Here is a 15,457-nt window from a genome sequence, read left to right on the forward strand (position 1 = left end):
TTTAATAAAAAATCTAACTATTTGAAATATATAGACATTAATATTTTTGCCATTATTCGATAACGTCGGTTTATGGATTTCCGTAATGTTAACTAACGTTATATATGTTCAAGCTATGCAAGATTTACACCCTTTTCTTGTTTGCTTTTTTGAACCAACACCATGTCAGTAAAGCGCGTGAGATAATTATGAGCAAGCCAAATTCGACTTTTCAGTTTAAGAACATAGTAGGCGAACGCACCTTCGGCTTTGTCGATCTTGCCGATTTAATGGCGAAAGCAACACCCGCACGTTCGGGGGATCGCTTAGCCGGTGTTGCAGCCCAAAGCGCCGAAGAACGCGCCATCGCGCAGATGACGCTTGCCGATGTACCACTAAGCCTTTTTCTTGAGCAAGCCCTCGTACCCTATGAAGAAGATGAAATTACCCGACTAATATTAGACGATCATGACAAAAGCGCTTTTTCTTTGATTTCTCATCTGACCGTGGGGGGCTTTCGTGATTGGTTACTAAGCGACCTTGCCTCCAGCGAAATACTGATTCAGATCCGCCCCGGTGTGACGCCAGAAATGGCCGCAGCGGTCAGCAAAATTATGCGTAATCAGGATTTGATCTTAGTTGCGAAAAAGTGCCATGTGAAAACCGCGTTTCGTAACACTATTGGCTTACCAGGACATTTATCGACGCGGTTACAACCTAACCATCCAACGGATGATTTAACTGGCATCGCCGCCAGCATGTTGGACGGTTTGCTCTACGCCAATGGCGACGCCGTGATTGGTATCAACCCTGCCACCGACAACGTGCAGCAAGCCACACGCTTGATCAAGATGATGGACGAAGTCATCCAGCATTATGAAATCCCGACTCAATCCTGTGTGCTAACTCACGTGACCAACACCATTGAATGTATTGAGCAAGGTGCGCCCGTGGATTTGGTGTTCCAGTCCATTGGTGGTACTCAAGCGACCAACGATAGCTTTGGTTTTAACCTAGCAAATCTGGCCGAAGCCCAAGACGCGGCCTTATCGTTGAATCGCGGTACGGTTGGCAACAATGTCATGTATTTCGAAACGGGCCAAGGCAGCGCCTTGTCCGCCAACGCCCATCACGGTTTGGATCAGCAAACCTGCGAAGCCCGCGCTTACGCTGTGGCCCGTAAATTCAATCCGCTGTTGGTCAATACCGTTGTTGGCTTTATCGGCCCAGAATACTTATACGATGGCAAAGAAATCACTCGTGCAGGGTTAGAAGACCACTTCTGTGGCAAGTTACTTGGCTTACCTATGGGTTGTGACGTGTGTTATACCAATCACGCCGAAGCCGATCAAAATGACATGGATAATTTACTGACACTTTTAGGTGTCGCTGGTTGTACTTTTGTTATGGGCATCCCCGGTTCCGACGACATCATGCTGAACTACCAGACCACCTCGTTTCATGACGCTTTATACGCTCGTCGAGTACTGGGCTTAAAACCCGCGCCGGAGTTCGACCTTTGGTTAGCTAAAATGGAAATCTTCAAAAACAACGAGCAATTTACCCTCAACCACCAGCTACCAGATGCGTTCCATAAGTCACTCAATCGTATGATTGGAGGTCGCTCATGAGCCAAGACACTCCTAAATCCGACATCCCTAAACCTAATAAGTCCTTTCCGACGCATCCTCATGCAGAAGCCGTCACCGAAAACGCGTGGAGCAAACTCAATGCCTTTACTGACGCGCGTATTGGTTTAGGCCGTTCTGGTATCAGCGTCCCAACCAAACATTTATTAGCATTCCAACTTGCCCATGCTCAAGCGATCGATGCGGTGCACACGCAACTCGATAGCGACGCGTTAGCCAAAGCTCTGGTAGAGCAAGATTGGGCTAAAGATTGGACCAAAAACTGTGCCCCTCTACTGTTACACAGTCGCGCGACGGACCGCGCAACCTATTTACAACGTCCAGATTACGGTCGCAGATTGGATGACGAATCTGCCAATAAACTAGACGAGCACAGAGTTTCTACTTCGCAAGACTATGACCTTGCCATTGTAGTCGTCGATGGTTTGTCGTCGCTGGCGGTTGAACAAAATACCTTACCCTTCTTAAAAGCACTTTCTAGCCATATAAACGGCTGGAACCTCGCGCCTGTTTGTTTTGTAAAGCAAGGCCGCGTAGCGATTGGCGACGATGTTTGTGAACGCCTAAACGCAAAATGCGTCTTGGTATTGATCGGTGAGCGCCCTGGGTTGAGCTCGCCCGATAGCTTAGGTTTGTACCTGACTTGGGGCGGAAAAGTCGGCCTAACAGATGCCTACCGCAACTGCATTTCCAACGTTCGCCCAGCGGGCTTGGTTTACCAAGAAGCCGCTCGTAAAGCCTTTTATCTATTAAACGAAGCACGAACCCTGAAGCTGTCTGGCGTAAAACTCAAAGACAGATCAGACGACGATTTAATCGTAGACACCTCAAAGGAGTCAAAAAACTTCCTCATCTCCTAATACGAGGAAAAAGACAAGAGAAAAAAGATAAGGAAAAACAAAACGCACGAAGACGTACAAACAGAAAAGCAAGAAAACTATAAGCCCACTGGGCAAAAAATGACGGTTTAAAACTCAACATATAGAGCACAACTGGAACAAAAGGAAACTAAAATGTCTGATCAAATCAATAAAGAATATCTGGCGAAACGCCAGCTAAAACGAGGCTCAGCGGGCTGGATTTTGCTAGCGGGTTTGGGCGTATCTTACGTAATATCAGGTGACTTCGCAGGCTGGAACTTTGGTATTGCTGAAGCTGGCTGGGGCGGTTTTGCCATTGCGGCGGCGCTTATGGCGGTGATGTATTTCACGCTGGTATTATCCCTCGCAGAAATGTCGGCCGCCATTCCAGCTGCAGGTGGCGGTTACAGTTTTGCTCGTCAAGCAATGGGGCCTACTGGCGGTTATTTAACTGGTTTAGCTGTATTAATTGAATACGCTTTGGCGCCTGCCGCCATTGTTATTTTTATCGGTTCTGCGGTGGAATCCTTATTAGGGTTTAACGGACCTTGGGTCTACGCCGCGTTTTATCTTGTCTTTATTGGCATCCACTTAGCCGGTGCGGGCGAAGCGCTAAAAGTCATGATGGTCATCAGTGGTTTAGCGGTCATAGCCATTCTAGCAACAGCGGTTGCACTGATTGGTGATTTTGACACTAGCCGTTTGTTTGATGTTGCCGTAACTGATGCAGCTGGCGCGTCTGAATTTATGCCAATGGGTTGGTATGGCGTTTGGGCAGCTCTACCATTTGGTATGTGGTTGTTCTTGGCAGTTGAAGGTGTTCCTTTAGCGGCAGAAGAAGCCAAAGACCCAGCAAAAGATGTACCTAAAGGCATTATCGGCGCGATGATTTTCTTACTGTTTACTGCACTTTTGGTGGTGTTTTTATTAGCGGGCGCTGCAGGCGCAGATGCGATGGGTAAGAGCGCAGTGCCTTTGGTCGATGCCTTAAACTTTGCCGGTCATGGCAGTTTAGCAACCGCAGTAAACGTTCTAGGTCTTGCAGGTTTAATCGCGTCTTTCTTCTCTATCATCTACGGTTACAGCCGCTTGGTCTTTGCTCTGTCTCGTGCAGGTTACATTCCACAAAGCTTGTCAGTAACAGACAAACGTAAAGTGCCTGCTCGTGCTTTGATCGTACCTGGCATTTTAGGCTTCCTTGCGTCTTTGACGGGCGAAGGCGATCTGATGCTTGCCATGGCCGTGGTTGGCGCAACCGTGTCTTATGCTTTGATGGCACTCAGCCACATTTTGCTTCGCATCAAACAGCCAAACATGGAACGTCCTTATAAAACACCGGGCGGTATTTTCACCTCGTCTATCGCGTTTGTTTTATCGCTATTGGCTTTGACTGGTGTTTACGCTTACGACCCACGCGCGTTTTTCTACACGCTGGTCTTGTTCGCTATCGGCGCCGCTTACTACTTCTTGTACAGTAAAAATCGCCTTGTGGCGAAAACACCGGAAGAAGAGTTCGACATGTTGGCAGCTGCTGAAGCGGACCTTGCTGCAACGGCTTAACAACCCTTTTCACTGAGTAAATAAAACAAAGCCCCGCATTCCTTTCCTAGGGAATGCGGGGCTTTTGAGTGCTAGGATCAAACGCATTTACGACTTAGCCAATGCCATGCTTTGCAAAGCAACACGCTCAGGCTCCATCATGTAACGATAAGACAATGCCGCCACGATACCACCAATAAAGATGGCGTAGTTTGCCAAGGCGCTAAATACGAAGGTCGCCAAGATAGATACCGCACCGGCAATCAACAAAGCATAAACACTCTTCTTGTTCACTCCATTGTCATACCAGTAGCGGCCTTTTGGCGATTCCGTATACAAAGCTGGAATATCAATATGGCCCTTTTTGATAAAGAAATAATCGACAATAATAATGCCGTACAAAGGCCCGATCATCGCGCCCAACACATCCACTGTATAGTGAATCACTTCTGGGTTGTTGAACAAGTTCCAAGGCGTTAGCAGCACAGAACCAAACGCGGCAATAAAACCACCTGCTTTAAAGCTGATTTTCTGTGGTGATACGTTGGAGAAATCAAACGCTGGCGCCACAAAGTTCGCCACGATGTTAATACCCACTGTCGCAAAGATAAACGTCAGTGCACCCAGTACCGTAATAAAGCCAGAATCAAGACGTTTCACGGTTTCCACTGGGTCAGTAATAATCTGACCAAAAACAGGAATCGAAGCAGAAACAATCACCACACTGAACAAAGAAAACAGCACAAAGTTAACTGGCAAGCCCAATAGGTTACCTAGTTTCAATTTTTTATAACTACCGCAGTAACGAGAGAAATCACTAAAGTTTAAGGTTGGCCCAGCAAAATACCCAGCAACCAAGGCAATCGCAATGAACATCTGCACAATCACATCCATGCCTGTCAGGTTATTTGAGCTCAAATTAAAACTGATGTTTTCCCAACCCGCTCGATTCACCATATAAATACACAAAGCAAACATGGCGACATAGATAGCAGGGCCTGACCAATCGATTACCTTACGAATCATATCCATACCAAACATGAAGACGATTCCCTGTACAATCCACATTGCCGTGAAACCAATCCAGCCAAGATATGAAAGACCGATGAAAGATTGATCTGCAAGAGATGCCATACCAGGAAAAAAATACAACAACAGAATAATGAAGGAGCTAGACGCCAGAAAGGTTTGAATACCGTACCAAACGACCGCGATCAAGCCACGAATGATGGCTGGAATATTGGCACCGAACACACCAAAAGACATACGCGCTACCACAGGAAAAGGCACACCTGCTTTTTGTCCCGGTTTACCCATCAAGTTGGCAAATACCAACACAATAGAAATGCCCAATAACAAGCTAATAAACACTTGAATACCATTTAGACCCAGTGCAAACAAGCTGGCAGCAAACACGTAGCCGCCCACGCTATGAACGTCTGACATCCAAAAAGCGAAGATACTATACCAACCCCATTTTTGATCTTTCTCCGGCAAGAGATCGCTATTTGCTAATCTAGGGCTTTGCTCAAATTCTTGTTTCATGATTGCGTTCCTTTTTAATTGTATACAATGTTAAATACAATTTATGTGCCAAAAAACAGAACCCAAAGAACTTAAGTAAAAATAGGAATATGAACCCAAAAAACCAATATTTACTGCACCATTCCAAGTCAAAACAAGAAAAACACACCAACATTGTGCACAATTAATTCATCTTTTGTTTAAGATGTACGAAACAAACTAGCATGCTATATTGTCTTAAGAACTATATTTAACAAGACATCGTATACAATCTATAGAGAAGCACTCATGTCGAATGACGAGAATATTTACCGACAAATGCTAAAGGCCATTGTCGAACACCAATTACCACCTGGGGCGCGTTTACCAGAAGACCGTCTATCAGAAGCTTTTGGTGTGAGCCGAACTGGCATCCGCAAAGTATTACAGCGGCTCGCCTTAGAACATTTTGTGGTAATTGAAAAAAACAAAGGCGCGCAGGTAAACCATCCAAGCGAAGCCGAAGCATTAGAAGTTCTAGACAGCCGCATATTAATTGAGCCGCAACTCATTCCAGCCTTACTTGGTTATTGGAATGCAGAACATTCTGAGCGTTTTCGCACCATGGCGAAGGAAGAAAAATACGCAGAAGAAGGCAATCAACTAGCAGACTCTATTCAGCTAACCGCTCGTTTCCATTATGAATTAGCGACGCTAGCAGGCAATAAGGTACTAGCGAACTTTGTCCAACAGCTTTGTTATCGATCTTCACTTATTCTCGCCGCTTACGGTACTCGCGGCAGCGTGGGTTGCGAATGTGGTGATCATTCACAGCTACTCGATATTCTTGACCAGGGTAGAAAAGATGAAGCTAAAACTTGGATGAGTCACCACTTAAAACATATTAAATCGTCACTTATTCTCGAAAGCAAACCCGAAGAAAATATCGATTTTCAAAGACTTTTTGGCCGCTAGGAGCACCATGCGAATTCAGCTCATTAACCCAAACACCAGCGCCGACATGACTCATGCCATGGCACTGAGCGCACAATCTGTTGCGCTAGACAGCACGCAAATTATTTCCTGTACGCCTGAGCATGGACCAAAAAGCATCGAATGCGCTTTTGATGAAGTCATTGCCAGCGCCGCCCTGCTCGATCTTATCGAACAAGGCAAACAACAAGGTGTCGACGCCCACATTATTGCCTGTTTTGGTGACCCCGCGTTAGACGCGGCCCGCGAATTAGCTGACGCCCCTGTGATCGGCATTGCCGAAGCGGGATTTCAAATGGCCAGCCTGATTGCCCATCGTTTTGGGGTTGTGACCACGCTATCTCGAACCTTACCAGCAAGTGAACACTTACTTCAAAAATATGGTTATCAACATAAATGCAGCGGTGTAAGAGCCACCGACATTCCCGTTTTGGCCTTAGAAAATATCGATCCTGCGGCCTATCAGTTACTTAAACAAGAATGCCTTGCTGCCATAGAACAAGACGGCGCGGAAGCCATCGTCCTAGGCTGTGCTGGCATGTCGAGTTTGGTTGAAAAGTTGTCTGCAGAACTGCCTGTGCCCATCATTGATGGCGTCGTCGCGGCGGTAAAACTGGCAGAATCATTGCATCAGTTAGGACTACAAACCTCTAAAAAAGGTCAATACGGACAGCGTGTTAGCAAAGCCTTTACTGGACGCTATGCTCACTGGAGCCTGTAACTACTCCATAAATACATTACAAACAATGGAACACAGACCATGAAACATTATTTAGAACGCGATTACGCAGGTTATGGACGCCAAGGGCAGCCCAACGTTAACTGGCCAAACAACGCCCGTGTCGCCTTACAGTTTGTTTTAAACTTCGAAGAAGGCGGTGAAAACTGTGTCGCTCACGGCGATGAGCACGCAGAAACCTTTCTATCGGAAATATTCGGTGCGCAGCCGTTCAAAGATCGACACATGAGTATGGAATCTCTATACGAATACGGCTCTCGCACTGGCGTTTGGCGCATACTTAACGAATTCGAACGTCGAGGTCTACCACTGACTATTTTTGCCATTGCAACGGCATTACAACGTAACCCTGAAGTGGCAAAAGCGTTTGTGGAAGGCCAACACGAGATTGTCTGTCATGGCTTAAAATGGATTCATTACCAAGAAATGCCAATCGAGCAAGAACGCGAGCACATGCAACAAGCTCTCGCCTTGATCGAAGAAGTCGCTGGCGTTAAACCCGTTGGTTGGTACACTGGACGCGACTCGCCAAATACTCGAGCTTTAGTCGCAGAACATACGCAACTAAAATACGACTCAGACAACTATGGTGATGACCTACCTTATTGGGTAAAAGTCGATATGCTTGAGGGTGGTAGCAAACCGCATCTAATCGTGCCTTACACGCTCGACTGCAACGATATGAAGTTTTCCTCGCCTTATGGCTTTAATCATGGCGAAGAATTCTTCCAATACCTGAAAGACAACTTTGATTGTTTATATGAAGAAGGTGCCACCGCACCGAAAATGATGTCCATTGGTATGCATTGCCGAACCCTTGGCAAGCCAAGCAGATTCATGGCACTGAAGAAGTTCTTAGACTACGTACAATCCCACGACAACGTCTGGATTGCTCGCCGTGAAGATATTGCAGATCATTGGATTGCAAATCATCCGCCGCAGAGTTAAATATTAAAACCTATTTAAAAATCTAACCATTTGATTAAAGAGGGAAAAGTAGCGGTTTCCCTCTTTATATTTCTCTCCTAAATTGAAAAGACATTAAAAGAAAGCCCCAAAAATAAGACTTTTTAATTGATAATAGATATCATTACTTTTATCAATTGCATAAATCTATTTTATAAAGGACTCCGTTTAATGTTATCCAAAAAGCCCTACACGGCAATTATTCTATTGCCTTTCGCCCTTAGCGCCTCACAAATCACCCTTGCAGACACGGAGTCCGTAAGCCTCGATGAGCTAGTTATCCAAACCAGCCGATCGAATACCAAAAAAGAAGACAGTCCTCAGGTCATTACTGTCATCACTCGACAGCAAATTGAAGATCAACTATCTATTAGCTCTGACAGCTCGCAAGTGCTTTCTAGTCTTCTACCAGCCTATGCACCAAATACGCAAAAATTGAACGATAGTAGCCAATCCTTTCGTGGGCGTTCTGTTTTATACATGATAGATGGTGTTCCACAGTCTAATCCACTTCGTGACGGTAGCCGTGCTGCACATACCATTGACCTTGCTATGGTAGAACGCATTGAAGTAATCCATGGCGCAAGCGCAATTCATGGCTTAGGGGCAACTGGCGGCATCATTAACTTCATCACCAAATCAAATCGTTCAAACGAACTAAAACAACATATAGACGTTCAGCTGACAACGCCTACAGATGAATTAAAAAGCGACTCTCTGGCTTATAAAATTGGCTACCAAGTAGAAGGTTCACAAGATAATTTTGATTACCTTGTGGGTTTGACCAACGAAGTACAGGGAATCTATCTTGATGCCGACGGCAACTATGTTGGTTCAGACTCTACTCGTGGCGAAACAATGGATTCAAAAAGCTACGATGCTTTTGTCAAACTTGGTTACTGGCTAACCGATGACAAAAGACTGGAACTTGAAGTTAACAAGTACCGATTAAAAGGACGTATGAACTTTACCGGAGTAAATGGAGACAGAGCAAACGGTGTTCCAACCAGCTCCATCAAAAGCACACCAAGAGGTCTGGCCCCGTACAACGATGTTCAGACCACCAGCCTTTCTTATACCGACAGCGACCTTGATGGTATGGAGTTTAAAGCGCAAGTCTTCCATCAGGATTTTGAAGGGAGATATGGTGTATCAAAGTCAGGCAGCTTCCAAGACCCTAGCAATGGTATAACCTTTGACCAAAGCCAAAACCAATCAGAAAAAATCGGTGCAAAATTCAGCTTAACTAAAGACGACCTATTAGATAACGATTTAAGCGTCACGGCAGGCTTAGATTTACTGCAAGACACAACCAGTCAGACGTTAATATTGACTAATCGCACTTATGTTCCTGAAACGGAATACACCAATTACGCTCCGTTCGTACAACTTGAATACCGACCAACTGACCGCTTAGTTCTACAAGCTGGTGCCCGTAATGAACACGCTAAGTTAGACGTAGATACATACCAAACAGTCGCGGCGAATAACAATGTGACAGTAAATGGAGGCAAACCGAGCTTTAGTGACACGGTTTACAATGCAGGTGCTGTTTTTAAGATCACGCCTGCAATTAGTGTATTTGCCAACTACTCACAAGGCTTTGGTATGCCGGATGTCGGACGAGTCCTCCGTGGCGTTAATACACCAGGTCAAGATGTCGATTCACTGATCGATTTATCCCCTATTGTGACCGACAACTATGAAGTCGGTTTTCGTGTAAACCGTCATCCATACGATTTTGAATTGAGTTATTACGAATCTAATTCAGACCTTGGGAGCCGTATTGAAGCAGTCAATGGACTCTATGTTGTAAAACGAGAGAAGAAAGAGATTCAAGGTGCTGAAGCTTCTTTAGGATTCCAGCTCAACAAAGACCATAGACTACAAGCCAGCTATTCTTTCATTCAAGGCAAGTCTGATACTGATGGAGATGGAAAAGTAGACACTAAGTTGACCGGTTCAGATATCTCGCCTAATCGCTTGGTGACATCATGGAATGCTCGCTGGAGTGACAAACTATCATCTTTACTGCAAATCAATCATGCTTTTGACAAAAGCTTTGATGATAAAAAATTAGAGTTTGATGGCTACACTCTAGTCGACGCATCCGTTGGTTACAAACTTCCTGTGGGTAAAATGAGTGTTGCGGTTTCCAACGTATTTAACGAAGACTACTTCACTTACTACTCCCAAAGCTCCGTCAAAACGGACGACCTTTACTTCAAAGGCCGAGGTCGTACTGTGACACTGGCTTATGGTTTAGACTTTTAATTTTCTAGCCACACTTAACTCTTCTCTTATTTTTTAAGAGAAGAGTTAGCTTTCTTTAGAGGCAAAGGACAAGAACCACAATAGACTGGGGGCTCTGTAGCTTGGTAGTAAAAACAACAGGTACGTCGAACACGAATAGGATTTTCCGATATTGCCGTTAACTGCTTTTCTCGATAAAAAACCGTCAAAGGATTTTCGTTTAAACCAAACAATGCAGTCGTACTTTTATCCAGAAGATACGCATAATCTGCTTGAGCTTTTGATCTCATTTCCTCAGCAACACTCACTAAAATACGTTGTTCGTAGATGCTAAAAACACGTACTGCGACGTTTTCCCAAAGAATGCGCCGAGACACTTTTGTTAAGCGGTAAAATTGCTCGACCAATAAGGTTAAATGCCCCAAAAATACTTTGCTCAAGATCTCATTTCGCCAAGCGTTTCGATCTTCTTTGTCAGAGCCTTTCCAAACAGACACCTCTGTCGTTTTTAATGGCATCTTGGATAACCACATTTTGCTTTCTAACGGATATTCAAAAACACTGTTTTCTATTGATGCATCAAGGCCTTTATCAAACCCAGACATGGCGTATAAGACAGGTGCCAACGTAAGAAATGCCACACGTTTTATTACTAAAGACGCCGTTACTTTAAGGTTCGGCGCGCCAAGTTCAGGCATGATTTTTTGTAGTGTTTCCAAACACAAGGCATCATCCAATAACTTACTAGAATCGATCGCAAGTGGCTCGTCTTGTTGATAAGGCTTAAGTCCGAATGCTGCCAACACGTCCCATTCTTCTGGAAGCAATACTTGCTTAGGAGCTTGTTTAAACATGCTTAGCTGCCTGAGAGTCGACCTTGCGTCCTTTCCCATAAGGAATACACATTGGCGTACCAAACAGTGGATCGGCACTGATATGGCATTCCATATCAAACACAGCTTTCACCATATCATGATCTAAAATCGTCTCTGGTGCGCCTTGGCAAAAAACCGCACCGTCTTTAATAGCGATCATGTTATGAGCATAACGAGCTGCAAGGTTCAGATCATGCAACACCATCAAGATGGTCGTATTCTGAGTCGCATTTAGCTCAAACAATAGATCAAGAATCTCTATCTGATGGGTTAAATCCAAATAGGTTGTTGGTTCATCCAATAGCAAAATATCGGTATTCTGTGCCAGCGCCATGGCAATCCAAGCTCGCTGTCTCTGGCCGCCAGATAAAGCATCAATGGAACGATCTGCAAACTCGGTCATATTGGTGTCTTGCAAGGCTTTACGAACTAATCGTTCGTCGTCTTCGGTCCAACTTTGTAGCCAATTTTGATGAGGATAACGACCTTGACGAACCAACTGCTCAACCGTCAAACCTTCTGGGGCGACAGGTCCTTGAGGAAGGATAGCCAGCTTGCGAGCCACGTCCTTTCCAGACAAGGAATGAATATCTGCACCATTCAGGAGAATCTGGCCAGTCGAAGGTTTCAACAATCGGGCAAACGACTTCAGTAAGGTAGATTTACCACAACCATTGCCGCCCACCAGCACTGTAATTTGGTTAGGTTTAATAGCCACATCCAACGACTTAATAATGGTTTTTTTATCATAACCTAAAGACAACGCCACACTTTCTAATGGACTCTGAGCTAATAAATTATCGTCTACTAAAAAATGTTCAGACAAACTCATGATTAAAAAATCCCAATATGGCTAACCGACTCAGAAACGCTGTCGATAAAGTAAATAAATAAAGAATGGTGCACCAATAGCAGACACAAAAACACCAGCGGGAATATCCAAAGGCTGAAACAACAAGCGACCACAAAGGTCTGCCAGCATCACTAGGCAAGCACCGACCAATGCAGAGGTTGGTAGTAAAAGAGCGAAACTCCGCGCAACAAGACGTCTGGCAATGTGTGGTGCGATCAAACCGACAAAGCCCACCGCACCAGCATAAGCAATAGCTGGCGCTGCCATAATCACACTCAAAAATAACAGAGCTAAACGCAAGCGCTGCACAGGTACACCCAGCCCAGTTGCCAGTTGATCACCCAATTCTTGGGTATTCACCCGGCGCGCTAAATAAAACGCCAAGGGCCACGAAATCAACAACCACGGCAACAAGGCTTTCACCTCAACCCAGCTAGCACCATACACACTGCCTGTTAGCCAGATGTAAGCGGTAATACTGCTAGAGAGTGGACTCGCGGCAATAACAAAGGTTGTCACCGCGCCCATCACCGAGGAAATACCAATACCAACCAATACCAGCCGCATTGGTGTTACACCACTATTCCAAGCGAGCGTATAAATTAACAAAGCCGCCAATAAAGCTCCCGAGATGGCGAAAATAGGTAACCAGATAATCCCCATTGCCGTCGCAAAAAAAGACAGAAAACACACCGCGGCGGCAGAGGCTCCGCCAGTAATGCCAATAATATCTGGTGACGCCAGCGGGTTGCGTATCATTGATTGCAACACCAACCCAGACGAAGCCAACGCAGCACCCACCATGGCTGCCATTAACACTCTTGGCAAACGTAATGTCTCAACGACAAACTGCGAAGCCTGATCGCCATTGCCCAGCAATGCCTGAAACACTTTAGGCAAAGCAATAAACTCCTCCCCTAAACACAAGGAAAGCAAAATAATCGATAGAAAAAAGGCAAAGAGAATAAGCATCGACCACAAAGAGCGGACAGGCGTCGAAAAAGAAAATATACGATGGCGAACGCTGAAAAACTTACTCACGTTTGCCCCCTTTGCGAGCCAAATAAATAAAGAAAGGCGCGCCTAAAATAGCCGTTGTCACACCAATTGGCACCTCTTCTGGCATAATCACAAAACGACTAATCACATCCGCGCACAACAACAAAATTGCGCCCCACAAAGCACTTAACGGAATTAGCCATTTATGATCATAACCCACCACTGAACGCACCATATGCGGCACCATCAAACCGATAAAACCAATGCTGCCACCAAGTGCGACCGAGCCGCCGGCCAAGCCAATAATCAACAAACTCAGTACCACTTTGATCAGCACCGTGTTCTGTCCCAATCCTTTAGCAATGTCGTCACCGGACAACAAAATATTGATTTGCGGTGCCGCCAGTATCGCCAGCACAATACCAGCTACAAAAGCGGGCACTAATGGCATCACCATAGCCAAATCACGACCAGATACAGAACCAGCCACCCAAAATAAAACACTGTCCAGCCCTTCTTGGCCAATCACTAATATGCCTTGGGTAAAGGCCATAAATAACGCCGAGATCGCCGCACCAGATAACACGATACGAACCGGAGATAAACCGTCTTTGCCTAAACTACCCAGTCCATAAACCAGCGCGCCAGCCACACTCGCACCCAAAAAAGCCAACCATAAAAAAGTATTCAAGGAAGTAACGGAAAAGAAAGTCGAGAATAAAACGATAGAAAATACAGCGCCTGCATTGACGCCAAAAATAGACGGCGAGGCCAACGGGTTGCGCGTTAATGCTTGCATCAATACACCGGAAACAGCTAAGGCCGAGCCAACCAGACAAGCAACAACAGCACGAGACAAACGCGTGGTGCGGATAATAACGTGATCAATCGACTGAGGATCAAATGCCCAAAACGCTGTCCAAACCGATTTCGCTGAAATGACATATTGCCCATAGGCAATGCTCCCCAACAAGGACAACATCAGGCATAAAATAGACAGAGCAAGAAGGCTCCATTTAAAAGGGCTACTGTTGTGTAAGCGCATAAATGCTCTATTGATCGGCCTGAGGTAATTGATAGATTTGGTACAACTGATCTAAGATTTTTTCTGCACCCAGAATCCCACCAGACAACAACCAAGCCACATTATCCACTTCATACACTTGCTGGTTTTTAGGTGCTGTTAACATTTTCCATAACGGGTGAGCGCGCCAAGCGTCGTAATTTTGTCTAACGGCAGCATCATTGGAATGCAAAATAACAAAGAACACATCCGCATTCACACTCGGCAAGGCTTCTTTGGTTTTCAACTTCACCCCCCAACCTTTTTCATTTGGCAAAGGGAATTTAAAACCTATCTCCTTCAACACCACGCCTGGAAAACTCTGGTTCAAATACAGACGCAAATGATCAGCACGAATATTTAGAATCGCTGCGGTTAATGGCCAGTTTGCTTCGCGTTGCTTGATAGCATTGTGGAGGGTAGTAATGCGCTGCTGAAAGTCGTCCCAAACCTGTTTTCCTTTAACTTGCTTACCTAATGCCTCAGCCGTTAAATCCAAAATGGTTTTAAAGTCATACACATTTTCAGTCATCACAGTGGGCGCGATCTGCGACAATTGATGGTATATTTTTTCGTGACGAGACTTGGTGCCAATAATCAAATCTGGCTTTAACGCCACTATCGCCTCAAGGTTCGGTTGAGTTTCCAACCCCACATGAGCTACGCCTTTCAAAGCATCTCGCAAATATTCATAGGTTGGCTGCTGCGCCCAAGAATCCACTACACCAACAGGCGTCACGCCTAATGCCACCACAGAATCGGTCGCCCCTTGAAACAAAGTCACCACACGTAAAACTTTTTTGGGGACCTCAGAACTCCCCATCGCATGAACAATCTCTTTATATACATCGTTTTTATGGACACTGTTTTTACTATCGGAAGCCATCGCCTGATTTACAGGTGCTAAAATCAGCAAAATCACTGTCAGCAAAAATGCCCATTTTCTTACTTGGTTTACCAGCATGTTGAGGTGCTTCCTTCAATTGTTCTTTGTTAACAAATAGCGGCGCTGAAAGATACGAACAGCCAAAATCGTTATAGTAACAATTATCATCCTCATAAGCATTAAGCGTGACGTAAAAGACTAATTGAAAGCAATAAAAAAAGCCCGAATCATTCGATTCAGGCTTTTAAGAATTACTAATAAATTCAGCTTTATACATGTCCTTTCATATGGATCAAGCAA

Annotated in this window: 13 protein-coding genes; 7 read left to right on the forward strand and 6 right to left on the reverse strand. The window is 45.0% G+C overall.

What is annotated here, in order from left to right; translation table 11 throughout:
• Window positions 1–188 precede the first annotated feature (188 nt).
• The 3 genes from CCS02_RS10510 to eat all read left to right on the forward strand — a co-directional run bounded on the left by CCS02_RS10510 (window position 189) and on the right by eat (window position 4,048).
• Entirely contained in the window at window positions 189–1,610 is a 1,422-nt protein-coding gene (locus CCS02_RS10510) for an ethanolamine ammonia-lyase subunit EutB (RefSeq protein ID WP_100636592.1), read from the forward strand.
• On the forward strand, window positions 1,607–2,488 hold the full coding sequence (eutC, locus tag CCS02_RS10515) for an ethanolamine ammonia-lyase subunit EutC (RefSeq protein ID WP_232728863.1): 882 nt from the start codon (window positions 1,607–1,609) through the stop codon (window positions 2,486–2,488). Before CCS02_RS10510 ends, eutC begins: the two co-directional genes overlap by 4 nt.
• Before the next feature lie 153 nt (window positions 2,489–2,641).
• Window positions 2,642–4,048, forward strand: a complete 1,407-nt coding sequence (gene eat, locus CCS02_RS10520) for an ethanolamine permease (RefSeq protein WP_100636522.1) — start codon at window positions 2,642–2,644, stop codon at window positions 4,046–4,048.
• 87 nt (window positions 4,049–4,135) lie between these two features.
• Here eat and CCS02_RS10525 read toward each other — a convergent pair whose 3' ends face one another.
• Window positions 4,136–5,572 carry an NCS1 family nucleobase:cation symporter-1 gene (locus CCS02_RS10525; protein WP_100636523.1) on the reverse strand — a complete coding sequence of 479 codons (1,437 nt, stop codon included), beginning with the start codon at window positions 5,570–5,572 and terminating at the stop codon, window positions 4,136–4,138.
• Between the two features lie 267 nt (window positions 5,573–5,839).
• Here CCS02_RS10525 and CCS02_RS10530 point away from each other — a divergent pair, with 267 nt between their 5' ends.
• From CCS02_RS10530 to CCS02_RS10545, 4 genes are all read left to right on the forward strand, one after another.
• Window positions 5,840–6,505 carry a GntR family transcriptional regulator gene (locus CCS02_RS10530; RefSeq protein WP_100636524.1) on the forward strand — a complete coding sequence of 222 codons (666 nt, stop codon included), beginning with the start codon at window positions 5,840–5,842 and terminating at the stop codon, window positions 6,503–6,505.
• A 7-nt stretch (window positions 6,506–6,512) separates the two neighbouring features.
• A complete protein-coding gene (locus CCS02_RS10535; protein ID WP_100636525.1) occupies window positions 6,513–7,244 on the forward strand; it encodes an aspartate/glutamate racemase family protein in 732 nt (243 codons plus the stop codon).
• Window positions 7,245–7,283: 39 nt separating this feature from the next.
• Complete coding sequence (gene puuE, locus CCS02_RS10540) at window positions 7,284–8,210, forward strand: allantoinase PuuE (RefSeq protein WP_100636526.1); 927 nt, start codon at window positions 7,284–7,286, stop codon at window positions 8,208–8,210.
• A 189-nt stretch (window positions 8,211–8,399) separates the two neighbouring features.
• Window positions 8,400–10,502 (forward strand): TonB-dependent receptor, encoded by a 2,103-nt coding sequence (locus CCS02_RS10545; protein WP_100636527.1) that lies wholly within the window; start codon window positions 8,400–8,402, stop codon window positions 10,500–10,502.
• Between the two features lie 26 nt (window positions 10,503–10,528).
• Here the strand turns inward: CCS02_RS10545 and CCS02_RS10550 are convergent, their stop codons facing one another.
• From CCS02_RS10550 to CCS02_RS10570, 5 genes are read right to left on the reverse strand one after another with little or no spacing between them, the layout of a single operon-like run.
• Window positions 10,529–11,335 (reverse strand): IucA/IucC family C-terminal-domain containing protein, encoded by an 807-nt coding sequence (locus CCS02_RS10550; RefSeq protein ID WP_100636528.1) that lies wholly within the window; start codon window positions 11,333–11,335, stop codon window positions 10,529–10,531.
• Window positions 11,328–12,188, reverse strand: a complete 861-nt coding sequence (locus CCS02_RS10555) for an ABC transporter ATP-binding protein (RefSeq protein ID WP_100636529.1) — start codon at window positions 12,186–12,188, stop codon at window positions 11,328–11,330. The genes CCS02_RS10550 and CCS02_RS10555 overlap by 8 nt, the downstream gene beginning before the upstream one ends.
• 30 nt (window positions 12,189–12,218) lie before the next feature.
• Window positions 12,219–13,250: a FecCD family ABC transporter permease gene (locus CCS02_RS10560; protein ID WP_100636530.1), complete on the reverse strand. Its 1,032-nt coding sequence runs from the start codon at window positions 13,248–13,250 to the stop codon at window positions 12,219–12,221.
• Window positions 13,243–14,253: a FecCD family ABC transporter permease gene (locus CCS02_RS10565; RefSeq protein WP_100636531.1), complete on the reverse strand. Its 1,011-nt coding sequence runs from the start codon at window positions 14,251–14,253 to the stop codon at window positions 13,243–13,245. The genes CCS02_RS10560 and CCS02_RS10565 overlap by 8 nt, the downstream gene beginning before the upstream one ends.
• Window positions 14,254–14,260: 7 nt before the next feature.
• Window positions 14,261–15,235, reverse strand: coding sequence for an ABC transporter substrate-binding protein (locus CCS02_RS10570; RefSeq protein ID WP_100186080.1), 975 nt, complete (start codon window positions 15,233–15,235; stop codon window positions 14,261–14,263).
• Between the last annotated feature and the right edge of the window lie 222 nt (window positions 15,236–15,457).

Source organism: Marinomonas sp. ef1 (assembly GCF_002806845.1).
Classification (GTDB): Bacteria; Pseudomonadota; Gammaproteobacteria; order Pseudomonadales; family Marinomonadaceae; genus Marinomonas; species Marinomonas polaris.